Annotated in this window: 24 protein-coding genes and 1 tRNA gene; 11 read left to right on the top strand and 14 right to left on the bottom strand. The window is 67.0% G+C overall.

The window, feature by feature from the left end:
* Positions 1-62: 62 nt before the first annotated feature.
* Positions 63-1,040: a GMP reductase gene (locus PFX98_RS18280; RefSeq protein WP_285231923.1), complete on the top strand. Its 978-nt coding sequence runs from the start codon at positions 63-65 to the stop codon at positions 1,038-1,040.
* Between the two features lie 90 nt (positions 1,041-1,130).
* Positions 1,131-3,953, top strand: coding sequence for a valine--tRNA ligase (locus PFX98_RS18275; protein ID WP_285231922.1), 2,823 nt, complete (start codon positions 1,131-1,133; stop codon positions 3,951-3,953).
* Here the strand turns inward: PFX98_RS18275 and PFX98_RS18270 are convergent.
* A complete protein-coding gene (locus PFX98_RS18270; RefSeq protein WP_285231921.1) occupies positions 3,904-4,881 on the bottom strand; it encodes an NAD(P)-dependent oxidoreductase in 978 nt (325 codons plus the stop codon). The genes PFX98_RS18275 and PFX98_RS18270 overlap by 50 nt on opposite strands.
* Positions 4,882-4,967: 86 nt before the next feature.
* Here PFX98_RS18270 and galU point away from each other — a divergent pair, with 86 nt between their 5' ends.
* Positions 4,968-5,834, top strand: a complete 867-nt coding sequence (gene galU / locus PFX98_RS18265) for a UTP--glucose-1-phosphate uridylyltransferase GalU (protein ID WP_285231920.1) — start codon at positions 4,968-4,970, stop codon at positions 5,832-5,834.
* A 24-nt stretch (positions 5,835-5,858) separates the two neighbouring features.
* Here the strand turns inward: galU and PFX98_RS18260 are convergent, their stop codons facing one another.
* The 3 genes from PFX98_RS18260 to cysM are packed head-to-tail and all read right to left on the bottom strand — an operon-like array spanning position 5,859 to position 7,575.
* Positions 5,859-6,086 carry a sulfurtransferase TusA family protein gene (locus PFX98_RS18260; protein ID WP_285231919.1) on the bottom strand — a complete coding sequence of 76 codons (228 nt, stop codon included), beginning with the start codon at positions 6,084-6,086 and terminating at the stop codon, positions 5,859-5,861.
* A 26-nt stretch (positions 6,087-6,112) separates the two neighbouring features.
* The gene (locus PFX98_RS18255; RefSeq protein WP_425334622.1) at positions 6,113-6,655 is read right to left on the bottom strand and encodes an NUDIX domain-containing protein; all 543 of its coding nucleotides are present in this window, start codon (positions 6,653-6,655) and stop codon (positions 6,113-6,115) included.
* An 8-nt stretch (positions 6,656-6,663) separates the two neighbouring features.
* Positions 6,664-7,575, bottom strand: a complete 912-nt coding sequence (gene cysM / locus PFX98_RS18250; RefSeq protein ID WP_285231918.1) for a cysteine synthase CysM — start codon at positions 7,573-7,575, stop codon at positions 6,664-6,666.
* Positions 7,576-7,649: 74 nt separating this feature from the next.
* Here cysM and PFX98_RS18245 point away from each other — a divergent pair.
* Both PFX98_RS18245 and PFX98_RS18240 read left to right on the top strand, forming a co-directional pair.
* A tRNA-Leu gene (locus PFX98_RS18245) sits at positions 7,650-7,734 on the top strand.
* Between the two features lie 108 nt (positions 7,735-7,842).
* Positions 7,843-8,424, top strand: a complete 582-nt coding sequence (locus PFX98_RS18240) for a rhomboid family intramembrane serine protease (RefSeq protein WP_285231917.1) — start codon at positions 7,843-7,845, stop codon at positions 8,422-8,424.
* On the opposite strand, the gene PFX98_RS18235 is transcribed toward PFX98_RS18240, so the two are convergent.
* The gene (locus tag PFX98_RS18235; protein ID WP_285231916.1) at positions 8,425-9,318 is read right to left on the bottom strand and encodes an NAD-dependent epimerase/dehydratase family protein; all 894 of its coding nucleotides are present in this window, start codon (positions 9,316-9,318) and stop codon (positions 8,425-8,427) included.
* Positions 9,319-9,417: 99 nt separating this feature from the next.
* Here PFX98_RS18235 and PFX98_RS18230 point away from each other — a divergent pair, with 99 nt between their 5' ends.
* The 3 genes from PFX98_RS18230 to PFX98_RS18220 all read left to right on the top strand — a co-directional run bounded on the left by PFX98_RS18230 (position 9,418) and on the right by PFX98_RS18220 (position 12,528).
* Positions 9,418-10,470 carry a CDP-6-deoxy-delta-3,4-glucoseen reductase gene (locus PFX98_RS18230; protein ID WP_285231915.1) on the top strand — a complete coding sequence of 351 codons (1,053 nt, stop codon included), beginning with the start codon at positions 9,418-9,420 and terminating at the stop codon, positions 10,468-10,470.
* A gap of 34 nt (positions 10,471-10,504) precedes the next feature.
* The gene (locus tag PFX98_RS18225; protein WP_285231914.1) at positions 10,505-11,245 is read left to right on the top strand and encodes a 2OG-Fe dioxygenase family protein; all 741 of its coding nucleotides are present in this window, start codon (positions 10,505-10,507) and stop codon (positions 11,243-11,245) included.
* Positions 11,246-11,409: 164 nt separating this feature from the next.
* Positions 11,410-12,528 (top strand): Glu/Leu/Phe/Val family dehydrogenase, encoded by a 1,119-nt coding sequence (locus PFX98_RS18220; protein ID WP_285231913.1) that lies wholly within the window; start codon positions 11,410-11,412, stop codon positions 12,526-12,528.
* Between the two features lie 50 nt (positions 12,529-12,578).
* Here PFX98_RS18220 and PFX98_RS18215 read toward each other — a convergent pair whose 3' ends face one another.
* The 8 genes from PFX98_RS18215 to PFX98_RS18180 form a co-directional block, all read right to left on the bottom strand.
* Positions 12,579-13,301, bottom strand: a complete 723-nt coding sequence (locus tag PFX98_RS18215; RefSeq protein WP_285231912.1) for an ABC transporter ATP-binding protein — start codon at positions 13,299-13,301, stop codon at positions 12,579-12,581.
* A 19-nt stretch (positions 13,302-13,320) separates the two neighbouring features.
* Positions 13,321-14,100, bottom strand: coding sequence for an ABC transporter ATP-binding protein (locus PFX98_RS18210; protein ID WP_285231911.1), 780 nt, complete (start codon positions 14,098-14,100; stop codon positions 13,321-13,323).
* 17 nt (positions 14,101-14,117) lie between these two features.
* The gene (locus PFX98_RS18205) at positions 14,118-15,203 is read right to left on the bottom strand and encodes an ABC transporter permease subunit (protein ID WP_285231910.1); all 1,086 of its coding nucleotides are present in this window, start codon (positions 15,201-15,203) and stop codon (positions 14,118-14,120) included.
* A gap of 22 nt (positions 15,204-15,225) precedes the next feature.
* Positions 15,226-16,149: a branched-chain amino acid ABC transporter permease gene (locus PFX98_RS18200; protein ID WP_285231909.1), complete on the bottom strand. Its 924-nt coding sequence runs from the start codon at positions 16,147-16,149 to the stop codon at positions 15,226-15,228.
* 197 nt (positions 16,150-16,346) lie between these two features.
* Entirely contained in the window at positions 16,347-17,693 is a 1,347-nt protein-coding gene (locus PFX98_RS18195; protein ID WP_285231908.1) for a replication-associated recombination protein A, read from the bottom strand.
* Entirely contained in the window at positions 17,690-18,304 is a 615-nt protein-coding gene (lolA, locus tag PFX98_RS18190; RefSeq protein WP_285231907.1) for an outer membrane lipoprotein periplasmic chaperone LolA, read from the bottom strand. The genes PFX98_RS18195 and lolA overlap by 4 nt, the downstream gene beginning before the upstream one ends.
* Positions 18,301-20,667 (bottom strand): DNA translocase FtsK, encoded by a 2,367-nt coding sequence (locus PFX98_RS18185; protein ID WP_285231906.1) that lies wholly within the window; start codon positions 20,665-20,667, stop codon positions 18,301-18,303. The genes lolA and PFX98_RS18185 overlap by 4 nt, the downstream gene beginning before the upstream one ends.
* Before the next feature lie 51 nt (positions 20,668-20,718).
* Positions 20,719-21,384: a Crp/Fnr family transcriptional regulator gene (locus PFX98_RS18180; RefSeq protein ID WP_285231905.1), complete on the bottom strand. Its 666-nt coding sequence runs from the start codon at positions 21,382-21,384 to the stop codon at positions 20,719-20,721.
* Positions 21,385-21,556: 172 nt separating this feature from the next.
* Here PFX98_RS18180 and trxB point away from each other — a divergent pair, with 172 nt between their 5' ends.
* From trxB to rpmG, 3 genes are all read left to right on the top strand, one after another.
* Positions 21,557-22,513 carry a thioredoxin-disulfide reductase gene (gene trxB, locus PFX98_RS18175; protein WP_285231904.1) on the top strand — a complete coding sequence of 319 codons (957 nt, stop codon included), beginning with the start codon at positions 21,557-21,559 and terminating at the stop codon, positions 22,511-22,513.
* Between the two features lie 197 nt (positions 22,514-22,710).
* The gene (gene rpmB, locus PFX98_RS18170; RefSeq protein ID WP_127999047.1) at positions 22,711-22,944 is read left to right on the top strand and encodes a 50S ribosomal protein L28; all 234 of its coding nucleotides are present in this window, start codon (positions 22,711-22,713) and stop codon (positions 22,942-22,944) included.
* Positions 22,945-22,973: 29 nt separating this feature from the next.
* Positions 22,974-23,144, top strand: coding sequence for a 50S ribosomal protein L33 (rpmG, locus tag PFX98_RS18165; RefSeq protein ID WP_025564431.1), 171 nt, complete (start codon positions 22,974-22,976; stop codon positions 23,142-23,144).
* An 84-nt stretch (positions 23,145-23,228) separates the two neighbouring features.
* On the opposite strand, the gene PFX98_RS18160 is transcribed toward rpmG, so the two are convergent.
* On the bottom strand, positions 23,229-23,720 hold the full coding sequence (locus tag PFX98_RS18160) for a DUF3016 domain-containing protein (protein ID WP_285231903.1): 492 nt from the start codon (positions 23,718-23,720) through the stop codon (positions 23,229-23,231).
* Positions 23,721-23,739: the final 19 nt, after the last annotated feature.

The following is a 23,739-nucleotide window of genomic DNA, read 5'->3' as shown; positions in this document are numbered from 1 at the left end:
CTCGCAGCCCAGGGCATGCACTGCACGAACGCATCCCGACCTTGCGAACTTGGACTTCCGTCATGGAAATTTTTGACTACGACAACATCCTGTTGCTGCCGCGCAAATGCCGCGTGGAAAGCCGCGCCGAATGCGACACCTCGATCGAATTCGGCCCGCGCCGCTTCAAGCTGCCGGTGGTGCCGGCCAATATGAAGACGGTGGTGGATGAAAGCATCACCGAATACCTGGCCGCCAATGGCTACTTCTACGTGATGCACCGCTTCGATCTCGACAACGTGGCCTACGCGCGCAGCATGCGCGACAAGGGCCTGTTCGTCTCGATCAGCTCGGGCGTCAAGCCGGCCGACTACGCGGTGATCGATGCCCTGGCCGCCGATGGTGTGGGCGCCGACTACATCACCATCGACATCGCCCACGGCCATGCCGACAGCGTGCAGCGCATGATCGCGCACATCAAGCAGAAGCTGCCCAAGGCCTTCGTGATCGCCGGCAATGTGGGCACGCCCGAGGGCGTGATCGACCTGGAGAACTGGGGCGCCGACGCCACCAAGGTGGGCATCGGCCCGGGCAAGGTCTGCATCACGCGCTTGAAGACCGGCTTCGGCACCGGCGGCTGGCAGCTCTCGGCGCTGAAATGGTGTGCGCGCGTGGCCACCAAGCCCATCATTGCCGACGGCGGTATCCGCCACCATGGCGACATCGCCAAGAGTGTGCGCTTCGGCGCCGCCATGGTGATGGTGGGCTCGCTGTTCGCCGGCCATGAGGAGTCGCCCGGCGCCACCGTCGAGGTGGACGGCAAACTCTTCAAGGAGTACTACGGTTCGGCCTCGGACTTCAACAAGGGCGAGTACAAGCATGTCGAGGGCAAGCGCATCCTCGAGCCGGTGAAGGGCAAGCTGGCCGACACCTTGCGCGAGATGCAGGAGGACGTGCAGAGCTCGGTCTCCTACTCAGGCGGCAAGCAGCTCGCCGATCTGCGCAAGGTGAACTACGTGATCCTCGGGGGTGAAAACGCCGGGGAGCATCTGTTCATGTAGGACAATCGGGGCATCCCCCGTCTCCACGCCAGGGGCGGCTCCCGGACCGGGAGTTCGCCCCTTTGCCTTTGTATTGAAGTGAACCTTGCCATGACCGAACTCGCCAAGTCCTTCGAACCCGCCGCCCTGGAAGCCCATTGGGGCCCCCTGTGGGAGTCCAAGGGTCTGTACAAGCCCAGCCTGGACAAGGCGCGCGAGTCTTTCTGCATCCAGCTGCCTCCGCCCAATGTGACCGGCACCCTGCACATGGGCCATGCCTTCAACCAGACCATCATGGACTCGTTGACGCGCTACCACCGCATGCGGGGCCACAACACCCTGTGGGTGCCGGGCACCGACCATGCCGGCATCGCCACCCAGATCGTGGTGGAGCGCCAGCTGCAGGAGCGCGGCGTAGAAGGTGAGAAAACCCGCCACGACCTGGGCCGCAAGAACTTCGTCGCGCGCGTCTGGGAGTGGAAGCAGGAGTCCGGCAACACCATCACGCGCCAGATGCGCCGCATGGGCGACTCGGTCTCCTGGGAGCACGAGTACTTCACCATGGACGAGAAGCTCTCCAAGGTGGTGACGGAGACCTTTGTGCAGCTGTTCGACGACGGCCTGATCTACCGCGGCAAGCGCCTGGTGAGCTGGGACCCGGTGCTGAAGTCAGCCGTCTCCGATCTGGAGGTCAGCAGCGAGGAGGAGGACGGTTTCCTCTGGCATATCCGCTACCCGATGGCCGATGGCGCGGGCGAGATCGTGGTGGCCACCACCCGCCCCGAGACCATGCTGGGCGACGTGGCGGTGATGGTGCACCCCGAGGACGAGCGCTACCAGGCGCTGATCGGCAAGCGGGTGACGCTGCCGCTCACCGGGCGCGAGATCCCGGTGATTGCCGACGACTATGTGGACCGCGAATTCGGCACCGGCGTGGTCAAGGTCACGCCCGCCCACGACACCAACGACTACGCGGTGGGCCAGCGCCATGGCCTGCCGATGATCTGCGTGCTGACGCTGGACGCCACCATCAACGACAACGCGCCCGAGGCCTACCGCGGCCTGGACCGCTTTGTCGCGCGCAAGAAGGTCGTCGCCGATCTGGAGGCCCTGGGCCTGCTGGTCGAGGTGAAGAAGCACAAGCTGATGGTGCCGCGCTGCGAGCGCACCGGCCAGGTGATCGAACCGATGCTGACCGACCAGTGGTTCATGGCCGTCAGCAAGCCGGGCAAGGATGGCAAGAGCATCGCCCAGCGCGCCACCGAGGTGGTGGCCGACGGCTCGGTGAAGTTCTACCCCGAGCAATGGGTCAACACCTACAACCACTGGATGAACAACATCCAGGACTGGTGCATCTCGCGCCAGCTCTGGTGGGGCCACCAGATCCCGGCCTGGTACGGCACCGGTGGCGAGCTGTTCGTGGCACGCAGCGAGGAGGAGGCGCGCGCCAAGGCCGCCGCCGCCGGCTATAGCGGCGCACTGACGCGCGACGAGGATGTGCTGGACACCTGGTACTCCTCGGCCATGGTGCCCTTCTCCACGCTGGGCTGGCCCGAGCAGACGCTGGAACAGGATCTCTTCCTGCCCTCCTCGGTGCTGGTGACCGGCTACGACATCATCTTCTTCTGGGTCGCCCGGATGATCATGATGACCACGCACTTCACCGGCAAGGTGCCGTTCAAGCATGTCTACATCCATGGCCTGGTGCGCGACTCGCAGGGCCAGAAGATGAGCAAGAGCGAGGGCAATGTGCTGGACCCGGTGGACCTGATCGACGGCATCGAGCTCGGCCCCCTGCTGGACAAGCGCACCACCGGCCTGCGCCGCCCCGAGACGGCGCCCAAGGTGCGCAAGGCCACCGAGAAGGAGTTCCCCGAGGGCATTCCCGGCTTCGGTGCCGATGCGCTGCGCTTCACCTTCGCCTCGCTGGCGTCCTTGGGTCGCAACATCAACTTCGACAGCAAGCGCTGCGAGGGCTATCGCAACTTCTGCAACAAGCTCTGGAACGCCACCAAGTTCGTGCTGATGAACACCGAGGGCCAGGATTGCGGCCTCGCGCATGAGCAGGGCCAATGCCCGCCCGGCTATATGAGCTTCAGCCAGGCCGACCGCTGGATCGCCAGCGAGCTGCAGCGCGTCGAGCAGGCGGTGGCCCAGGGCTTTGCCGACTACCGCCTGGACAACGTCGCCAACGCGATCTACTCCTTTGTGTGGGACGAGTACTGCGACTGGTACCTGGAAATCGCCAAGGTGCAGATCCAGAGCGGCGACGAAGCGCAGCAGCGCGCCACCCGCCGCACCCTGGTGCGCACGCTGGAAACCATGCTGCGCCTGCTGCACCCGATCGCGCCCTTCATCACCGAGGAGCTGTGGCAGACGGTGGCTCCGCTGGCCGGACGCAAGAATACCGACTACATCGTCAACGCGCCCTACCCGCTGGCACAGCCCGAGCGCATCGACGCAAAGGCCGAGGCCTGGGTGGCCAATCTGAAGGCGCTGGTGGGCACCTGCCGCAGCCTGCGCAGCGAGATGGCGCTGAGCCCCTCGGAGCGCGTGCCGCTCCTGGTGGGCGGCGACACCGGCTTCATCGCCGAAGCGGCGCTGCTGCTGAAGGCGCTGGCCAAGCTCGCCGATGTGCAGCTGATCGCCGACGAGGCCGAGTTCGCCAAGGCCAGCGCCAGCTCGCCGGTGCTGGTGCATGGCGAGGCACGCCTGGCGCTCAAGGTGGAGATCGACGTGGCGGCCGAGCAGGCCCGCCTGGCCAAGGAAATCGCGCGTCTGCAGGGTGAGATCAGCAAGGCCCAAGGCAAGCTGACCAACGAGAGCTTCGTGGCGCGCGCGCCCGCCGCCGTGGTGGAGCAGGAGCGTCAGCGCGTGGCCGAGTTCAGCGCCACCGTTGCTCGGCTACAGGATCAGGCAGCGCGGCTGGCGTAGTCGAACGGAATTCCGCCGCGGGTTCGGGCGGAATCATCAGCAGCTCGTCGATGCGCCGCGCAATGCCCCAGGCGGCGCGCGTGCGCGACTCGCGCGTGGTGCTGGCCACGCGCGGCGTCACCTGCAGGCCCGGCGCGCCGTAGAGCGGCCGCCCCGGCTCCATCAGGCCGGGCTCGACGCTGTCGAACCAGGCGGCCAGCACGCGGCCGCTGTGCAGGGCCTCGGCCAGCGCCTGCTCGTCGAACAGGGCCGAATGGCCCAGGCTCACCAGCACCTGCGAGGGCCTGGCGAAGCCCAGCACGCGCTCGCCGATGAGGCCGCGGTAGCGCTGGAAATAGGCCAGCTGCACGCTCACGCCGTCGGACTGTTCCATCAGGTCCTTCAGCGGCAGGGGCTCGATGCCCCATTGCGCCCACAGCGGGTCGTTTTGGTGCAGGCTGGGGTCATAGCCCAGCACGCGCGTGCCAAACACCGGCAGGATCTGCGCCAGCATGCGCGAGGCCGGCGTCATGCCGATCAGACCGATGGTGGCGCAGCCCAGCTCGCGCCCCACCCACATGCCGTCGGTGGACTGCACCGGCACACGCCGCAGCAGCGCAAGCAAGGCGCCGATCACGAATTCGGCCTCGGCCGCCGCGGTGGCGGTGAGGCTGCGCACCACCTCCACGCGCGCCGCCCGGCAGGCCTCGAGATCGATGTTTTCGGCCCCGGCGCTCATGCGCCCGACCACGCGCAACTTGGGCGCCATGCGTATCAGGCTGGCGTCCAGCGCCACCGAGGGGGGCAAGACCAGACCCTGGGCCTGGTGCAGCAGCCCCTTCAAGGCCTGCGGCTCCAGCGCGAGCTCGGGGGCGTAATGCACCGGATGCCGCTCGGACAACCATTGCATCACTTCCAGCTCGAGTGGCTCCAGGATCAGCAGGCTCATGCGCTATTTAGGGGGTTCGGGATCCGCGGCACGGCTATGCGGCAATGCCACAATGCGCGCCAACGCAAACCGGAGAGTGTACGGATATGAAAGTCACGAAAGCGATCTTCCCTGTTGCAGGTCTTGGCACGCGCTTCCTGCCGGCCACCAAGGCCCAGCCCAAGGAAATGCTGCCCGTGGTGGACAAGCCCCTCATTCAGTACGCGGTGGAAGAAGCCTATGCCGCCGGCGTACGCGAAATGATTTTTGTGACGGGCCGCCACAAGCGCCCCATCGAAGATCACTTTGACATGACTTTCGAGCTCGAGATAGCCCTTGAACAGGCGGGTAAGAAGGAGCTGCTCGAGGTGGTGCGCAGCGTCAAGCCCGACGACATGGAGTGCATCTATGTGCGCCAGGCCCAGGCGCTGGGCTTGGGCCATGCGGTCTTGTGCGGTCAGCGACTCGTCGGCAACGAGCCCTTCGCCGTGCTGCTGGCCGACGACCTGATGGTGGGAGAGCCTCCCGTGCTCAAGCAGATGGTGGAACAGTACGCCGAATGGCGCGCCTCCATCCTGGCGGTGCAGGAGGTGCCGGCCGAGCACACGCGCCGCTATGGCATCGTGGCCGGCACGCCGGTGAACGACAAGCTGATGGACGTGAGCCGCATCGTCGAGAAGCCCGCGCCCGAGGTGGCGCCCTCACGCTTGGGCGTGGCCGGCCGCTACATCCTCACGCCCGGGGTGTTCCACGAGATCGCCAGCCAGCCGCGCGGCGTGGGCGGCGAGATCCAGCTCACCGACGGCATCGCCGGCCTGCTGCGCCGCGAGAAGGTGTTCGCCTACCGCTATGACGGCAAGCGCTACGACTGCGGCAGCAAGGAAGGCTTCCTGCAGGCCAATGTGGAACTGGCGCTTGCCCACCCCGACCTGGGTCCCGGCTTCCGCGCCTATCTGAAGAGCCTCGATATCTGAGGGTTGTGAGGGTTTGGCGCCGCTCTAGCGGCGCCGCAGCACGTGCACGAACTCGTCGGCCTGGCTGCTCTGCTCGACCAGCTCGTTGCCGGTCTGGCGCGCAAAGGCCTGGAAGTCGCGCGTCGAGCCCGGGTCGGTGGAGAACACCTTCAGCAACTGACCGCTCTCCATCTCCGCCAGGGCCTTCTTGGCCTTGAGTATGGGCAGCGGGCAGTTCAGGCCGCGCGTGTCCAGTTCCTTGTGTACGTCCATGTCTCGTCCTCGGGTTGCAAGGGATTCTAGGCCGGCCCCGGCTCGAACCACTGGGGTTCGATGCCGCGCGAGCGCAACCATTGCGCCAGCGCCTGGCCGGTGCCGGCGGGCCAGCATTTGAGCTTCTGCGGTGCCAGCAGCTTGGCTTCGGCCAGCTCGGGCGACAGGCGGATCTCGCCACGCGCCGCCACATGGTAGGCAATGATCACCTGGTTCATGGGCTGGAAGTCGTAGACGCCGATCAGGTCCAGCGACTCGACCTGCAGCGCGGTCTCCTCCATCACCTCGCGCCTGAGCCCCTGCTCGGGTGATTCGCCCGCCTCCATGAAGCCGGTGATGAGGCCGAAGAGGCGCCCCGGCCAGGCCGCGTTGCGCGCCAGCAAGACCTGACCCTCGCGGTCCACGCATTCCACCACCGCGGCCAGCACCGGGGTCGGGTTGTTCCAATGCGTGAAGTCGCAGCTGCTGCAGCGCAGCCTCGATTTGGGCCCACCGTCTTCCAGCTCGGTGCGCCAGCGCAGCTCGCTCGCGCAGAGCGGGCAGAAGCGGTAGGCGGGCAGTTGGCTCACCGCGCGGCTCAGGCAGGGAACACGCCGGTGGAGAGGTAGCGATCGCCGCGATCGCAGACGATGAAGACGATGGTGGCGTTCTCCAGCGTGCGCGCCAGCTGCAGCGCCACCCAGCAGGCGCCCGCGGCCGAGATGCCGGCAAACAGGCCCTCCTCGCGCGCCAGCCGGCGCGCCATCTCCTCGGCGTCGGACTGGCTCACCAGCACCAGCTCGTCCACCGTCTCGGGCTTGTAGATGCGCGGCATATAGGCCTCGGGCCATTTGCGAATGCCCGGGATGCGCGAGCCCTCGGCCGGCTGGGCGCCGACGATGCGGATTCCGGCGTTCTGCTCCTTCAGAAAGCGCGAGGTGCCGGTGATGGTGCCGGTGGTGCCCATGGCGCTGACGAAGTGGGTGATCTCGCCGCCGGTGTCGCGCCAGATCTCGGGGCCGGTGGTCTCGTAATGGATGCGCGGGTTGTCCTCGTTGCCGAACTGGTCCAGCACGCGGCCCTTGCCGTCGCGCTGCATCTGCTCGGCCAGGTCGCGGGCATATTCCATGCCGCCCGAGCGCGGCGTGAGGATCAGCTCGGCGCCGAAGGCCTTCATGGTCTGGGCGCGCTCGATCGAGAGGTCCTCGGGCATGATCAGCAGCATGCGGTAGCCGCGCATCGCCGCGGCCATCGCCAGCGCGATGCCGGTGTTGCCGGAGGTGGCCTCGATCAGGGTGTCGCCCGGCTTGATCTCGCCCCGCTCCTCGGCGCGCCGGATCATGCTGATGGCGGGGCGGTCCTTCACCGAACCGGCCGGGTTGTTGCCCTCCAGCTTGGCCAGCAGCACGTTGCCGCGGGAGGCAAGATCTGACCCCAGCACGCGCTGCAAGCGCACCAGGGGAGTGTTGCCGATGACGTCTTCAAGGCTGGGGTAGGTCTTTTCGCTCATGGGCGGATTGTCTCAGCCGGCGCCAAAGTTTGCATGGCATAATCCGCGGCTCACGCAGCGATGCATGGTTTCTGGCCCGGGTGGCGAAATCGGTAGACGCAGGGGACTCAAAATCCCCCGCCGCAAGGTGTGCCGGTTCGAGTCCGGCCCCGGGCACCACCAGAAACACATGATGCATACGTTCTTGCCGGGGTATCTCCTGCCCCTACACTCTGGCCCTCAGCGCGGTTGCCACCGCGCCAGAGCACCACAACAGAGTCGAGCTTCATGTCCCCTATCCCATCGGTTACCAAGGCCTTCATGCTGGCTTGTGTGGGCCTGTTCTGCCTGTTCACGCTGCTGCCGCCGCAGTTCGAGGTCTACTTCGCGCTATGGCCCCTGAGCACGGGCCTGTTCATGCCCTGGCAGCCACTCAGTTATGCCTTCCTGCATGGTGATGTCTGGCACCTGTTCTTCAACATGCTGGGCCTGTGGATGTTCGGCTCGGAGCTGGAGCGCGTCTGGGGCAGCAAGCGCTATGCGCACCTGCTGATCGCCAGCACGCTCACCGCTGCCGCGGCCCAGCTCATCTTCACCCTGCTGATCGGCTCGCGCTCGCCCACCGTGGGTGCGTCGGGTGCGTTGTTCGGCCTGCTGCTGTCCTTCGGCATGATCTTCCCGGACCGCATCATCATGCCGCTGTTCCCGCCCATCCCGATGAAGGCCAAGTACTTCGTCGCGCTGTTCGGCGGGCTGGAACTCTTCCTCGGCCTGATGGGCAGCAGCGGCATCGCCCACTTCGCCCACCTGGGCGGCATGCTGGGCGCCTGGCTGATGATGAACTACTGGCGCGGCGCGCGCCGCCGCTGATCAGGCGCCGGCCAGCAGGCCGGTATTGACCTCGGGGTGGCGCAGCCGCAGGCGCAGCTCGCGCTTGAGCCGCCCGTTGTCGAGGCGGCGCGATTCGCCCATGAAACTCAGCTGCATGGGCGACATCTGCTCCCGCGCCTGCTCGCGGCTGATGCGCGGCGGCCGCGGCAGGCCGCACAGCTCGGCCGCCAGGTCGAAGTAGTCGCCCATCAGCAGTTCGCTGTCGTCGCAGGCATGCACGATGCGCTGCGGCTTGCCGCGCGCCAGCGCCGCCAGGCAGGCGCGCGCCAGGTCGTCGGCATGGATGTGGTTGGTGTAGACATCGTCCTCACGCCGCAGCACCGGTGCGCCCTTGGCCAGGCGTTCGCGCGGATGGCCGCCCTCGCGATCCCAGGCGTAGATGCCGGGCACGCGCAGGATGCTCACGCGCACACCCAGGCTGGCGCCGAACCAGCGCAGCCGCTGCTCGGCATCGACGCGGCGCCGCGCGCGGTCGGTGGCGGGCCTGGGGCTGCGGGTCTCGTCGAAGCGCGCGCCCGCGCAATCGCCGTACACGCCGGTGGTGCTGGCATAGACCAGGCGCGTGGTGCGCGGCGAGCGCGCCAGCGCGCGCAGCAGATTGAGGGTGCGCCGGTCCTCCGCGCCCTGGGCGGCGGGTGGCGCCAGGTGCAGCACCCAGTCGGCCAGGCCGGCCAGGCGCGCCAGGCTGGCGGGGTCGTCCAGATTGCCCAGCAGGGGCAAGGCGCCGGCCGCGCGCAGCGCCTGGGCGCGTGCCGGGCTGGAGCTCAGCGCCAGCACGGGCAGGCGCCCGTGCAGCTCGCGCAGCACGCGCAGGCCGACGTCGCCGCAGCCGACGATGAGGAGGCGGGGCCGGCGCGCGTGCAAAGTGGGCATGGGTGATCGTCAGGCAAAATGGCGCCTGAGTTTATCGGTCGCCACGGCCCGCGATGCACCTCGCGGGCCGAGTTTTTATTGAGCCCAGCCATCCACACCATGAATTTCCAGGTCACCGTGCAGCCCAGCGGCCGCGAGTTTTCGGTCGAACGCGATGAAACCCTGCTCGGCGCGGCCATCCGCCAGGGCGTGGGCCTGCCCTATGGCTGCAAGGACGGCGCCTGCGGCTCCTGCAAGAGCCGCTTGCTGGAGGGCAGGGTGATCCACGGCGCGCACCAGGCCAAGACCCTCACCGAGGCCGAGGAGGCCGCCGGCTTCGTGCTGACCTGCTGTGCCACGCCGCAGACCGATTGCGTGCTGGAAGCGCGCACCGTGCCGGGCGCGGGCGAGTTCGCGGTGCTCAAGCTGCCCAGCCGCGTCATCAGCATCGCCAAGCCCGCGCCCGACGTGGCGCTGCTGCGCCTGCAACTGCCGGCCAACCAGAACTTCCAGTTCCACGCCGGCCAGTATGTGGAATTCATCCTGCGCGATGGCGCACGCCGCAGCTATTCGATGGCCAACGCGCCCAGCAACCTGGGCACGCCGCCGGCGATCGAGCTGCATGTGCGCCACATGCCGGGCGGCAAGTTCACCGACCATGTGTTCGGCGCGATGAAGGAAAAAGACATCCTGCGCATGGAAGGGCCGTTCGGCAGCTTCTTCCTGCGCGAGGACAGCGACAAGCCCATCGTGCTGCTGGCCAGCGGCACCGGCTTCGCACCCATCAAGGCCATCATCGAGCGACTGCAGCATCTGGGGCAGAGTGCCGGATTCAGCCGCCCCACCACCCTCTACTGGGGCTGCCGCAGCAAGGCCGACCTCTATCTGCACGACTGGGCCCTGCAGGCCGCCGCCAGCATGCCGCAGCTCCGCTATGTGCCAGTGCTTTCCGAGCCCAGGCCCGAGGACGGCTGGAGTGGCCGCACCGGCTTCGTGCACCAGGCCGTGCTGGCCGACCTGCCCGACCTCAGCGGCCACCAGGTCTATGCCTGCGGCGCGCCCATCATGGTGGAGTCGGCCCAGGCGGACTTCGTCGCCAAGGCCGGCCTGCCCGCCGAGGAGTTCTACGCCGACGCCTTCACCTCCGAGCTGGACAAGCAAGGCAAGGCCTGACCCCGGCCGCCCCTCTCAACCAGGAACCGCCGCCATGCAGCATTTCAGCCCGCCCTATTCCAGCGCCGCCCAGTTCGAGCAGCAGTTGCGCGAGCAGGGTTCGGCCGTGATGGCACCCGAAAGCCTGCGCCACTGGCTGGGCTGCGAGGAGGCCGAGCTGGCCGCGCTGGCGCCGTTCTGGAACGATCTGCCGCCCGACCTGTACCTGCGCGACGGCGGGCGCTACCGCTTCCGCCGCCACGGCAGCTTTGTGCTGGACAGCCGCGCTGCCGAGCCGGTGCAGCAGGTGCCGCACCGCGCCCACTGGCAGCCGCTGGACTACAACGCCCTGCACGGCGGGCTCGAGCGCTGGTTCGAGCCGATGGCGCAGGCCGCCACCGCCCTGCCCATCTGGCCCAAGCTGCTGCTGGCCCTGGCCGCCGCGGCCGACCGCCTGCGCGGCGCGCAGCCCTGGTATGCCGAGGCGCACCAGTTCCGCATCGACACCACCGACGGCATCGGCCGGCCCACGCCCGAGGGCGCGCACCGCGATGGCGTGGACCTGGTGGCGGTGTTCCTGGTGGGCCGCGCTAGCATCAAGGGCGGTGAATCGCGCGTGTTCGAGGCCAGCGGCCCGCGCGGCCAGCGTTTCACCATGAGCGAGCCCTGGACCCTGCTGCTGCTGGACGACGAGCGCGTGATCCATGAGACCACGCCGATCCAGCCAGTGGCCGAGCATGGCTATCGCGACACCCTGGTGGTGACGCTCAGGCGCGGCGGCTTTCAAGATCCCTGATGGATCCCTGATGCGTGGCAGGCATCACGCCATGCCAGATGCGCTGAGCCGGCCGTGGCACAAGGCGCGGCGCAGGCCGTAAACTGCGAGCCTCGGGCCACAAGCCCGCACGCAGGCACCCGCCAAGCCGGGTGCTTTTTTTCGGCATCACAAGTGCAAACGCCATGAACGCTCCTTTCGACCGCTCGTCCGATCTCGCCCGCGCCCTCAGCGAGGCAGCCCCCTCCTCCCTTCCCAGCTCGCTGTTCGGCCTGCCCGATCAAGCCCCGCACGAACGTGTGCTGCTGGCCGCCGATGAGCAGACCGGTCTGAAGGCCATCCTGGCCGTGCACAGCACCGCCCGCGGCCCCGCTTTCGGCGGCTGCCGCTTCTGGAGCTATGACAACGAACTCGCCGCGCTGAACGACGCGCTGCGCCTCTCGCAAGGCATGAGCCTGAAGAACGCCCTGGCCGATCTGCCCTTCGGCGGCGGCAAGGCCGTGATCATCAAGCCGGCCGGCCAGTTCGACCGCGCCGCCCTGTTCGCCGCCTTCGGCCGTGCCGTGCAGTCGCTGGACGGCGCCTACATCACCGCCGAAGACGTCGGCACCACCACCGCCGACATGCTGGGCATGCAGGCACACACGCAATACGTGAGCGGCATCCCGCGCGCCGGCGCCTTCGGTGGCGACCCCAGCCCCAAGACGGCCTGGGGCGTGTTCGTCTCGATCGAAGCCGGCGTGCGCCTGCATCTGCAGCGCGCCTCGCTGGACGGCGTGCGCGTGGCCCTGCAGGGCCTGGGCGCGGTGGGCTGGCATCTGGCCGAGTTCCTGCACAAGGCCGGCGCCAAGCTGGTGGTGGCCGATGTGGACGCCGCCAAGGTGGCGCGCGCACAGGAGCTGTTCGGTGCACAAGCCGTCAGCGTGCACGAGATCCTGACCGCCGATGTCGACGTGCTGGCCCCTTGCGCCCTGGGCGCGGTGCTGAACCTGGGCAGCGTGCCGCAGATCCGCGCCAAGCTGATCGCCGGCGCCGCCAACAACCAGCTGGCCACCGCCGCCGATGGCGACGCGCTGCAGGCCCGTGGCATCCTCTACCTGCCGGACTATCTGGTGAATGCCGGCGGCATCATCAGCGTGGCACGCGAGTACCGCAACGAGGGCGAAGAGCAGGCAGTGATGGCCGAGGTCAGCAGGATCGCCGGCCGCGTGGAAGAGCTGCTGGGCCGCGTCAAGGCCAGCGGCAACACGCCCGCGCGCGAGTCCGACATCTGGGCACGCTCCAAGCTGGTGAAGCCCGCCTGAGATCGCAGGCCAGCGCATGAAGAAAGGCGGCTCTTGGAGCCGCCTTTTTTTCATTCGCCCAGATACGCGGCCCGTACTTTCGGGTCATTCAGCAAATCCTTGCCATTGCCCGTCATGGTGACGATGCCGCTCTCCATCACATAGCCGCGGTTCGCGGCCGCCAGCGCCCGGCTGGCGTTCTGCTCCACCAGCAGGATGGTCACGCCCTGGCCGTGGATGTCGTTCACCACCTCGAAGATCTTGTCCACCATGATGGGCGAGAGGCCCATCGAGGGTTCGTCCATCAGCAGCACCTTGGGGCGCGCCATCAGTGCGCGGCCCATCGCCAGCATCTGCTGCTCGCCGCCCGACATGGTGCCGGCCAGCTGGTTGCGACGCTCCTTCAGGCGCGGGAAGATGCCGAACACCTTGTCGATATCGGCCAGGATCTCGGCCTTGTCGTTGCGGATGTAGGCGCCCATCTGCAAGTTCTCGGTGATGGTCATGCGGGTGAAGGTGCCGCGCCCTTCCGGCACCATCACCAGGCCCTGCTTGACCAGGTCCCAGGCGCCCTGGCCCTTGATGCTCTGGCCCATGAACTGGATCTCGCCCTCGGCCACCGGCTGCAGGCCGGTGATGGCCTTGAGGGTGGTAGTCTTGCCGGCGCCGTTGGCGCCGATCAGACTCACCAGCTCGCCCTGCTTGACTTCGAAGCTGACGCCCTTGACGGCCTGGATGCCGCCGTAGGCGACCTTCAGCCCCGTGACCTTAAGGAGGGTGTTGTCGTTTGCCATTTGCCTTGTCCGTCCTGCCTCAGTGGGCCTTGTGACCGGCGCCCAGATAGGCCTCGATCACCTTCTCGTTGCGCTGCACATCGGCCGGCGTGCCTTCGGCAATCTGCTTGCCATAGTCCAGCACGGTGACGCGGTCGCACAGCCCCATCACCAGCTTGACGTCATGCTCGATCAAGAGGATGGTGCGGCCGTCGTTGCGGATGCGGTCGATCAGCTCGCGCAGCACCACCTTCTCGGTGGCGTTCATGCCGGCGGCCGGTTCGTCCAGCGCGATCAGCTTGGGGTCGGTGGCCAGGGCGCGCGCGATCTCCAGGCGGCGCTGGTCGCCATAGCTCAGGGTGCGGGCCTTGAACTCCGCGTACTTGCCGATGCCCACGTAGTCGAGCAGCTCCTGGGCACGCTTGGCGATCGCGGCCTCTTCGGCCTTGAAGCCAGGGGTGCGGAACACCGCGCCGATGAGGCCCGAGCCGGTGCGCACATGGCGACCCACCATCACGTTCTCCAGCGCCGTCATCTCGGCGAACAGGCGGATGTTCTGGAAGGTGCGCGCAATGCCGGTCTTGGCGACCTGGTGCACCGCCGTCGGCGCATAGGGCGCGCCGCCCAGCTCGAAGGTGCCCGCATCGGGCGTGTAGAGCCCGGTGATGACGTTGAAGAAGGTGGTCTTGCCGGCCCCGTTGGGGCCGATCAGGCCATAGACCTGGCCCTTGTTGATCTGGATGCCCACGTCCGAGAGGGCTTGCAGGCCGCCAAAGCGCTTGGAGACGCCGGCGACCTTGAGAACGGATTCTTCGCTCATATGGGTGCTCCCTCTGCTTATTTCTGGGCCGGCTGCGGTGCGGCCTTGCCATGTTCGGGCGAAGGCCAGAGGCCGCGCGGGCGCGAGAGCATGATGCCGATCATCGCCAGCGCCACCAGCAGTTGGCGCAGGATGGCAGCGTCCAGGCGGCCGCCGGTCATCTCCTGCAGCGGGCCGGCCACATAGCGCAGCACCTCGGGCAGCGCCGACAGCAAGAGCGCACCCAGGATCACGCCCGGGATATGGCCGATGCCGCCCAGCACCACCATGGCCACGATCATCACCGACTCCTGCAGACTGAAGGACTCGGGCGACACGAAGCCCTGGAAGGACGCGAACATCGAACCCGCCACGCCGCCGAAGGTGGCGCCCATGCCGAAGGCGAGCAGCTTCAGGTTGCGGGTGTTGATGCCCATCGCCTTGGCGGCGATCTCGTCCTCGCGGATCGCCATCCAGGCGCGGCCGATGCGCGAGTTCTCGAGGCGGTAGCAGATGATCACGGTGCCGATCACCAGCGCCAGGAACAGGTAGTAGTACAGCGTCACCGATGGCAGGGCATAGCCGAACACCTCCAGGCCCTTGCCCAGATCGATGCCGAAGAAGCGCACCGCATCGATCTGGCCGATGCCACGCGGGCCGTTGGTGATGTTGGCCGGGTACTCCATATTGTTGAGAAAGACGCGCGCGATCTCGCCGAAGCCCAGGGTCACGATGGCCAGATAGTCGCCGCGCAGCTTCAGCGTAGGGGCGCCCAGCAGCACGCCGAAGAAGGCGGCAAGACCTGCCCCCAGCGGAATGATGAGCCACAGCGGCGAATGCAGGCCGTCGGGGAACATGGCGCGGAAGGACTCGAAGTTCTCGCTCAGGTGCGGGCTGGCGAACAGCGCGTACATATAGGCGCCGAGCGCGTAGAAGGCCACATAGCCCAGGTCCAGCAGGCCCGCGTAGCCCACCACGATGTTCAGGCCCAGGGCCAGCATCACGTAGAGCAGGGCCAGGTCGATGATGCGCACCGGGCCGTTGCCCAGCTGCTGGGCCAGCAGGGGCACGATCAGCAGCGCCACCGCCGAGATCAGGAAAACGAAGAGCTTGTTCTTTTGCATCGCGGTCTCCATATTCCTTGGCTCAGGCACGATCGGCCACGCGCTCGCCCAGCAGGCCCGAGGGGCGCAGGGTCAGCACCAGGATCAGCGCCACGAAGGCGAAGATGTCGGCGTAATGGCTGCCCAGGATGCCGCCGGTGAGGTCACCCAGGTAGCCGGCACCGATGGCCTCGATCAGGCCCAGCACCACCCCGCCCAGCATCGCGCCGGCGAGGTTGCCGATGCCACCCAGCACCGCGGCGGTGAAGGCCTTCAGGCCGGGCATGAAGCCCATCGAGTGCTGCACCGTGCCGTAGTTGGCCGCCCACATCAGGCCCGCCACGGCGGCCAGCGCCGCACCGATCACGAAGGTGGCCGAGATCACGAAGTCGGGCTTCACGCCCATCAGGCCGGCCACGCGCGGGTTCTCGGCGGTGGCGCGCATCGCGCGGCCCAGCTTGGTGTGGTTCACCAGGAACAGCAGGCCGCCCAGGATCACCACCGTGGTCACCAGGATCAGCACCTGGGTCACGGTGATCACCGGCCCGCCGAGGTCGAAGGGCGTGGTCGGCAGCAGCAGCGGGAAGGGTTTGGGATTGGGCTTCCAGACGATCATCGCCAGGGTCTGCAAGAGCAGCGACATGCCCATCGCGGTGATCAGCGGTGCCAGCCGCGGCGCGTTGCGCAGCGGCCGGTAGGCGATCTTCTCGACCAGGAAGTTCAGGAGCGTGCAGACCACGATGGCGCAGGCCAGCGCGATGGCCATCAGGGCCCAGCCGGGCAGGCCGCTGTCCGCCAGCGCGGTGACCACGGTCCAGCTCACCAGCGCCCCCACCATCAGGATCTCGCCATGGGCGAAGTTGATGAGGTTGATGATGCCGTACACCATCGTGTAGCCCAGGGCCACCAGCGCATACATGCTACCGAGCACCAGCCCGTTGATGATCTGCTGGATCAAGGTTTCCATACACACTCTCCGGTTCGGCTCGCTCGCCGGTCAGGGCGAGGCCGTTTTCATTTGGCAGTTCGACAGCACAGAAAAAAGCCCGCCTAAGGGTCGGCGGGCCGGGTGCCATCTGGTCCTGCAGGCTGAAGGGATTCTAGGAGTGCGGGATTCCGCACTCCCGTCGGTGCTTACCCGCAACATGGCGCGGGGCCGGCGTGCTAGCTTTCCTGTTCCCGAGCCTCGGCATTGAGCCTCCGCAGCTCGCTCAGGCGCTCGCCGATGCGGATTTCCAGGCCGCGCGGCACCGGCTCGTAGAAGCGCTCGCCCTCCAGCCCATCGGGCAGGTATTGCTCGCCCGGCACGAAGCCGCCCGGATGGTCATGCGCGTAGCGATAAGCCTGGCCATAGCCCAGGCCCTTCATCAGCTTGGTGGGCGCATTGCGCAAATGCATGGGCACGGGGCGGCTCTGATCGCCCTTCACCAGCGCGCGCACGGCGTTGTAGGCGCTGTAGGCCGCGTTCGACTTGGGCGCCATGGCCAGATAGATCACCGCCTGCGCCAGGGTCAGCTCGCCCTCGGGCGAGCCCAGGCGCTCGTAGGTCTCGGCGGCGTCCAGGCACAGGCGTAGCGCGCGCGGGTCGGCCAGGCCGATGTCCTCGCTGGCCATGCGTATCAGACGCCGGCTGATGTAGCGCGCATCCACGCCGCCGTCCAGCATGCGCACCAGCCAGTAGAGCGCCGCATCCGGATCGGAGCCGCGCACCGATTTGTGCAGCGCCGAGATGACGTCGTAGAACTGTTCGCCGCCCTTGTCGTAGCGGCGCAATTGCTCGCCCAGGGCGCGCTCCAGCGCCGCCTCGTCGATCTCGCTGGCGCCCTTGGGCGCCAGGCTGGCCGCCGCCTCCACCGCGTTCAGCAGGCGGCGCGCGTCGCCATCGGCATAGGCTGCCAGGCGCTCGGCCGCGGCCTTGCTGAAGGGCGGGCAGGCCAGCGCCTGCTGGCCGCGCTGCACCAGGTCCAGCAGCTCGCCCTGGTCCAGCGCCTTCAGCACATGCACGGTGGCGCGCGAGAGCAGCGCCGAGTTGACCTCGAAGCTGGGGTTCTCGGTGGTGGCGCCGATGAAGGTGAAGAGGCCCGCCTCCACATGCGGCAGGAAGGCATCCTGCTGCGATTTGTTGAAGCGGTGCACCTCGTCCACGAACACCACGGTGCGCCGCCCCTGCGCCGCCACCGCCTGTGCGCGCTCCACCGACTCGCGGATCTCCTTGACCCCGCCCAGCACCGCCGAGATGGTGATGAACTGGGCATCGAAGGCCTGCGTCATCAGCCGTGCCAGGGTGGTCTTGCCCACCCCTGGCGGGCCCCACAGAATCATCGAATGCAGGCGGCCAGCCTCGAAGGCCACGCGCAGTGGCATGCCGGGGCCCAGCAGATGCTGCTGGCCGATCACCTCGTTCAGGCTGCGCGGACGCAGGCGCTCGGCCAGGGGCTGTGACGGCAGGGCCGCGTCGGCGGGCGCCGATGCCGGCACCAGCTCGGGGAACAACTCTGAACTGTTAGTCATTGCTCCACGAGATCGGCACCGGCCGGCAGCACGAAGCGAAAGCGCTCCGCCGCCAGCTTGACGTTCAGCTGCAACTCGCTGAACTCCAGCTGGGAGCGCTGACCGAAGCCGTCCACCAGCTCCAGCGCCGCCAGCTCCTTGCCGCGGAAGCCCAGTTTGAGCTCCTGGATGCTGCCATCGCTCTGGCGCGGCAAAGCCTGCACCCATTCCAGGCCGCGCTCGTTGGGCAGCAGCTTGAATTCGAAATCGCGGCCGATCTGTCCGCCCGCCAGCAGGGCGGCGGGCGTGGCGCCCAGGGCCTGGCTCATGCGGCGCGAGCTGGCCTGGTTGAGGTCGGGGTCGAACAGCCAGACCTTCTGTCCATCGCCCACGATCAGTTGCTCGAAGGGCTTCAGGTAGGCGAAGCGGAACTGGTTGGGGCGCTGGAACTCGAAGGTCCCCGAGGAGCTCTTCTTGCGCTTGCCATCCGGCGAGAGCACGGTCTGGGTGAAGACGGCGCGGCCGCTCTTGGCCGCGCTGGCGAATTCGTTCAGCGCGGCGATCGCGTCGGCACGGGCGGCCAGGCTGGCCAGCAGCAGCGCCGCGCCCAGCAGTATCTTGGTGAATCTCATTCGTCTCGCTTGGGGATGATCAGGTCGCGGTTGCCATTGGTGGCCATGCTGGAGACCAGGCCGGATTTCTCCATCTGCTCCAGCAGGCGCGCGGCGCGGTTGTAGCCGATGCGCAGATGACGCTGCACCAGCGAGATCGAGGCACGGCGGTGCTGCAGCACCACGGCCACCGCCTGGTCGTACATCGGGTCGGCTTCGCCGTTGGCCTCACCGGGCGCGGGCGGTTCACCGCCCTCGCCTTCCAGCACGCCACCTTCCAGAATGCCCTCGATGTAGTTGGGCTCACCGCCCTGCTCCTTCAGATAGGTCACCACGCGGTGCACCTCGTCGTCGCTGACGAAGGCGCCGTGCACGCGGATCGGCAGGCCGGTGCCCGAGGGCATATAGAGCATGTCGCCCATGCCCAGCAAGGCCTCGGCGCCCATCTGGTCGAGGATGGTGCGGCTGTCGATCTTCGAGCTGACCTGGAAGGACAGGCGGGTCGGAATATTGGCCTTGATCAGGCCGGTGATCACGTCCACCGAGGGCCGCTGGGTGGCCAGGATCAGGTGGATGCCGGCGGCACGCGCCTTCTGCGCCAGGCGCGCGATCAGCTCCTCGATCTTCTTGCCCACCACCATCATCAGGTCGGCGAGCTCGTCGATCACCACCACGATGTGGGGCAGGCGCTCCAGCGGTTCGGGCTCCTCGGGCGTGAGACTGAAGGGGTTGCCGATCTTCTCGCCGCGCTCGGTGGCCTCGTCGATCTTCTTGTTGTAGCCGGCCAGATTGCGCACGCCCATCTTGGACATCAGCTTGTAGCGGCGCTCCATCTCGCCCACGCACCAGTTGAGCGCGTTGGCGGCCTGCTTCATGTCGGTGACCACCGGGGCCAGCAGATGCGGGATGCCCTCGTAGACGCTCATTTCCAGCATCTTGGGGTCGATCATGATGAGGCGCACGTCGCGCGCCTCGGCCTTGTAGAGCAGCGAGAGGATCATCGCGTTGATGCCCACCGACTTGCCCGAACCGGTGGTACCGGCCACCAGGCAATGCGGCATCTTGGCCAGATCCGCCACCACCGGCGCACCGATGATGTCCTTGCCCAGCGCCATGGTCAGCATCGAGGCCGCGTCGGCATAGATCTGCGAGCCCAGGATCTCCGACAAGCGGATGGTCTGGCGGCGCGCATTGGGCAGCTCCAGCGCCATGAAATTCTTGCCCGGGATGGTCTCGACCACACGGATGCTCACCAGGCTCAGCGAGCGCGCCAGGTCCTTGGCGAGGTTGACGATCTGCGAGCCCTTCACACCGGTGGCGGGCTCGATCTCGTAGCGCGTGATCACCGGGCCGGGCGAGGCCGCCACCACGCGCACCTCGACGCCGAAGTCGCGCAGCTTCTTCTCGATCATGCGGCTGGTCATTTCCAGCGACTCGGGCGTGACCGACTCCACCCGCGTGGGCGGCGCATCCAGCAGGTCCACCTGCGGCAGCTTGGTATCGGTGACGTCGGTGAACAGGGTCTGCTGGCGCTCCTTGGCCACGCGCGTGGACTTGGGCACCTCGACCACCGGCGCCTCGATGACGATGGGCTGGTGCTCCTCGACCACCTGGCGCTCCACCTCCACCACCTGCTCGCGCTCGCGCTTGGCAGCCTTGCCGACGCGCTGGTCTTCCTTGATCTCACGCTTGGCCACCTGGCGGTTGCGTAACTCATCGATGCGGGTGCCGATCAGCTCGGCCAGGCGCAGCCAGGAGAACTCCAGCGCCAGCGAGATACCGGTCAGCAGCGCGGTGATCGCCAGCACGCCCGAACCGGCGAAGCCCAGGGCCTTCATGCTCAGCGGGCCCAGGGTGTAGCCCAGCACGCCCCCGGCATGACCCGGCAGCCGGGCCTCCCAGCCATAGAGACGGCTCCATTCGAGCGTGCAGCTGGCGGCGATCAGGAGCAGCAGGCCCAGCCACCAGAGACCGCGCGAACGCAGGCGTTGCTCGGGCGGCAGCACCTGGGGTGCCTCGACCCGCAGCAAGCCCGCCAGGCTGCCGAGCCAGGCGCGCAGCGCCACCAGCACGAACCACCAGCAGGAATAGCCGAAACCGAACAGCAGCAGATCGGACACCCAGGCACCCAGGGCGCCGACGCGGTTGGCATAGAGCGCGCGGTTGCCGGCGATGCTGAAGGCCGAGTCGGCGCGGTCATGCGTCAGCAGCGCGAGCACGACCAGGCACCAAAGCAGGCCACCCGCGACCAGCCACAGGGGCGTGCGCAAGGGGCTGGCGACGGGCGCCGCCGGCTTCGCCGCCTTCTTGGGCTGGCGCTTGTAGACTTTTTCGCTGGGCGGGCTGCCTTCGCCGCCCAGCATGGAATCCAGGGGAAAACTCATGGCCCGATTGTGGCTCAGCTTGCCGGGGCCTCAGCCGAGGGGCCGCGCGCCTCAGTCGTGCAGGCGCTCCTTGATGACCACCGAGCCGTTCTCCAGCGTCTCGATGACACCGCGGTCCTCCAGGTCCTTCATGACGCGGCTGACCATCTCGCGCGAGGCGCCCACCACCTTGGCCATGTCCTGGCGCGAGACCTTGCCGCGGATGATCTTGATGCCCTTCTCTTCCTCGGACATGTCCAGCAGGGTACGCGCCACGCGGCCATAGACATCCAGCAGCGCCAGCGATTCGATCTGGCGGTCGGCATTGCGCAGGCGTGCCACCAGGCCGCGCAGGATGGCGTAGGAGAGGCTGCTGCTGTCGGGCAGGCAGCGCGAGAACTCCATGCGGCCCAGCACCAGCATGTCGGTCTGTACCTCGGCGCGCACGGTGGCCGAATGCGGCTCGCCGTCGATCAGGCTCATCTCGCCCACATAGTCGCCGGGCTGCAGCACCGCGAGGATGACCTCGCGGCCACGCGTATCGGCGGTCAGCACGCGGGCGCGCCCGTTCAGCAGGATGAACAGGGCGTTCGACTTGGTGCCCTGCTCGACGATCATCTCGCCGCGCTTGAAGCGACGCTTCACCACACTGTCCGCAATGGACTGCGCCTGATCGGTCGTCAGCAGGGAGAACAAGGGGACCCTGCGGATCAGGTCCAGATTGGACAGCATTGCCATGAACTACCTCCTGAGACTGTGGTCTGTTGATGTGCCGTAAGCGCAAGCCTGCGGCCTCTTGCCTAGAATGCCGGCATTGTGCCAACTTGTTCACGGTTCTCTATAGGGTGTAGGCCGTAGATAGCCGATGCTGCTGGCTTGTGTACCGCCCGAGCAACCCCAACTCCTGCCCATGACCCAAACCAACCAACATGTACAGCTGCTGATCCTGGGCTCCGGCCCGGCCGGCTACACCGCCGCCATCTATGCCGCGCGCGCCAACCTCAAGCCCACGCTGGTGACCGGCATGGCCCAGGGTGGCCAGCTGATGACCACCACCGAGGTGGACAACTGGCCCGCCGACGTGATGGGCGTGCAGGGCCCCGAGCTGATGCAGCGCTTCCAGCAGCACGCCGAGCGCTTCCAGACCCAGATGCTGTTCGACCACATCAACGAGGTGGATCTCTCGCAGCGCCCCTTCAAGCTCAAGGGCGACAGCGGCAGCTACAGCTGCGACGCGCTCATCATCGCCACCGGCGCCTCCGCCAAGTACCTGGGCCTGCCCTCGGAAGAGGCCTTCATGGGCCGCGGCGTGAGCGGCTGCGCCACCTGCGATGGCTTCTTCTACCGTGAGCAGGAGGTCTGCGTGGTCGGTGGCGGCAATACCGCCGTCGAGGAAGCGCTCTACCTCTCCAACATCGCCAGCAAGGTGCACCTGATCCATCGCCGCGACAAGTTCCGCGCGGAGCCCATCCTGGTGGACAAGCTGATGGAAAAAGTGGCCGCCGGCAAGATCGAGCTGCATGTGTTCCAGAACCTCGACGAGGTGCTGGGCGACCAGAGCGGTGTGACCGGCGTGCGCCTGAAGGGCAATGACGGCAGCACCAAGGAGCTGAAGCTGCAAGGCTGTTTCATCGCCATCGGCCACCAGCCCAATACCGACATCTTCAAGGGCCAGCTGGAGATGAAGGACGGCTACATCATCACCAAGGGCGGCTTGAACGGTTTTGCCACCATGACCAGCGTGCCCGGCGTGTTCGCGGCCGGCGATGTGCAGGACCATGTCTACCGCCAAGCCATCACCAGCGCCGGCACCGGCTGCATGGCGGCGCTGGACGCGCAGCGCTTCCTGGAGCAGGCGCAGGGCTGATGCAGGCGTGGCGCCTGGTGCAGGCGCCAAAATCAGGCTATACTCGCCGGCTTGCTTGCTGGATGGACCGCGCTCGACGGCCTTGGACGACGTCCAAGGCAACAGGGTTTAGCTTGCATAAAGCGGTCATGTGGTCGCGCCGGGGTTTGCAAGGCAATCCCGGGCGACTGGTCAACAGTTCAAACCGGAGTAGCGTCATGGCACGCGTCTGTCAAGTTACGGGTAAGCGCCCGATGGTGGGAAACAATGTTTCTCACGCCAACAACAAAACCAAGCGTCGGTTCCTGCCGAATCTGCAGTACCGCCGTTTCTGGCTCGAAACCGAAAACCGCTGGGTGCGTCTGCGCGTGTCCAATGCTGCTCTGCGCCTGATCGACAAGGTCGGCATCGAGCAAGTCGTTGCCGATCTGCGCGCCAAGGGCGAGCTCTGATCAACCGCTGAACATCAAGGAGTCTCATCATGGCAAGCAAAGGCGGACGCGAGAAGATCAAGCTGGAATCCACCGCGGGTACCGGTCACTTCTACACCACGAACAAGAACAAGAAGACGACGCCCGAAAAGCTCGAATTCATGAAGTTCGACCCCAAGGCACGCAAGCATGTCCTGTACAAGGAAATCAAGCTGAAGTAATTCAGCCGCTGAGCATGCAGCAGCCTTAAGAAAAACCCGCCCGCGCAAGCCGGCGGGTTTTTTCATGCCAGGAATACTCTCAACTCAGGGCTTCTTGGGCGGCACGAACTCGGCCTGGAACCAGTCGTCGAGCAGGCGTTTCTCGTAACGCATGGGGTCGGAATCCCAGTAACGCGAACCGCGCATCTGGTAGCCCAGGTCGCGCAACTGCGCCTCGCCCTGGCGATCGGGTTGATTCGCCTCGCGGATCAGGTAGCGGAACTCGATGCGCGGTGAGGTCACGCTGCGCATCACGCGCAAGCGCTCCATGCGCCGCCCCACGGGCTCGATCTCGCCCGCAAGGTCTACATCCGTCACCTCAAACGTCAGCTGCTTGCCGGGTGCGAATTTCTCCGCCTGACGCTGCAGATGCTCGGCGATCTGCTGCAGATGCTGTTCGCGGTCGCGCCCGGATTCGCCGGCATCCGCGAAGTTTTCCGGATGGATGAATTTGACCTCGGCCGCCGCCAGCGCCGTAGAACCGGCAAATCCCAGCGCGAGCAGCCAGCAGAGATTTCGCAATGTATGGGACTTCATGACAGGCCCTCCATGCATC

It is taken from the genome of Paucibacter sediminis (assembly GCF_030254645.1).
Taxonomy (GTDB): domain Bacteria; phylum Pseudomonadota; class Gammaproteobacteria; order Burkholderiales; family Burkholderiaceae_C; genus Paucibacter_B; species Paucibacter_B sediminis.
The sequence above is the reverse complement of the archived record's forward strand: the minus strand, read 5'-3'. Positions and strand labels throughout refer to the sequence as shown.

Bases quoted from the DNA above. Each gene is read 5' to 3' on its own strand.
- lolA (WP_285231907.1), bottom strand. From the start codon at position 18,304: ATGAGATTCACCAAGATACTGCTGGGCGCGGCGCTGCTGCTGGCCAGC.
- PFX98_RS18260 (WP_285231919.1), bottom strand. From the start codon at position 6,086: ATGGACGTACACAAGGAACTGGACACGCGCGGCCTGAACTGCCCGCTG.
- PFX98_RS18185 (WP_285231906.1), bottom strand. From the start codon at position 20,667: ATGAGTTTTCCCCTGGATTCCATGCTGGGCGGCGAAGGCAGCCCGCCC.
- PFX98_RS18275 (WP_285231922.1), top strand. From the start codon at position 1,131: ATGACCGAACTCGCCAAGTCCTTCGAACCCGCCGCCCTGGAAGCCCAT.
- PFX98_RS18220 (WP_285231913.1), top strand. From the start codon at position 11,410: ATGAACGCTCCTTTCGACCGCTCGTCCGATCTCGCCCGCGCCCTCAGC.
- PFX98_RS18225 (WP_285231914.1), top strand. From the start codon at position 10,505: ATGCAGCATTTCAGCCCGCCCTATTCCAGCGCCGCCCAGTTCGAGCAG.
- trxB (WP_285231904.1), top strand. From the start codon at position 21,557: ATGACCCAAACCAACCAACATGTACAGCTGCTGATCCTGGGCTCCGGC.
- PFX98_RS18215 (WP_285231912.1), bottom strand. From the start codon at position 13,301: ATGGCAAACGACAACACCCTCCTTAAGGTCACGGGGCTGAAGGTCGCC.
- cysM (WP_285231918.1), bottom strand. From the start codon at position 7,575: ATGAGCGAAAAGACCTACCCCAGCCTTGAAGACGTCATCGGCAACACT.
- PFX98_RS18205 (WP_285231910.1), bottom strand. From the start codon at position 15,203: ATGCAAAAGAACAAGCTCTTCGTTTTCCTGATCTCGGCGGTGGCGCTG.
- PFX98_RS18230 (WP_285231915.1), top strand. From the start codon at position 9,418: ATGAATTTCCAGGTCACCGTGCAGCCCAGCGGCCGCGAGTTTTCGGTC.
- PFX98_RS18210 (WP_285231911.1), bottom strand. From the start codon at position 14,100: ATGAGCGAAGAATCCGTTCTCAAGGTCGCCGGCGTCTCCAAGCGCTTT.
- PFX98_RS18160 (WP_285231903.1), bottom strand. From the start codon at position 23,720: ATGAAGTCCCATACATTGCGAAATCTCTGCTGGCTGCTCGCGCTGGGA.
- rpmG (WP_025564431.1), top strand. From the start codon at position 22,974: ATGGCAAGCAAAGGCGGACGCGAGAAGATCAAGCTGGAATCCACCGCG.
- PFX98_RS18200 (WP_285231909.1), bottom strand. From the start codon at position 16,149: ATGGAAACCTTGATCCAGCAGATCATCAACGGGCTGGTGCTCGGTAGC.
- galU (WP_285231920.1), top strand. From the start codon at position 4,968: ATGAAAGTCACGAAAGCGATCTTCCCTGTTGCAGGTCTTGGCACGCGC.
- PFX98_RS18280 (WP_285231923.1), top strand. From the start codon at position 63: ATGGAAATTTTTGACTACGACAACATCCTGTTGCTGCCGCGCAAATGC.
- PFX98_RS18180 (WP_285231905.1), bottom strand. From the start codon at position 21,384: ATGGCAATGCTGTCCAATCTGGACCTGATCCGCAGGGTCCCCTTGTTC.
- PFX98_RS18270 (WP_285231921.1), bottom strand. From the start codon at position 4,881: ATGAGCCTGCTGATCCTGGAGCCACTCGAGCTGGAAGTGATGCAATGG.
- PFX98_RS18235 (WP_285231916.1), bottom strand. From the start codon at position 9,318: ATGCCCACTTTGCACGCGCGCCGGCCCCGCCTCCTCATCGTCGGCTGC.
- PFX98_RS18195 (WP_285231908.1), bottom strand. From the start codon at position 17,693: ATGACTAACAGTTCAGAGTTGTTCCCCGAGCTGGTGCCGGCATCGGCG.
- PFX98_RS18240 (WP_285231917.1), top strand. From the start codon at position 7,843: ATGTCCCCTATCCCATCGGTTACCAAGGCCTTCATGCTGGCTTGTGTG.
- rpmB (WP_127999047.1), top strand. From the start codon at position 22,711: ATGGCACGCGTCTGTCAAGTTACGGGTAAGCGCCCGATGGTGGGAAAC.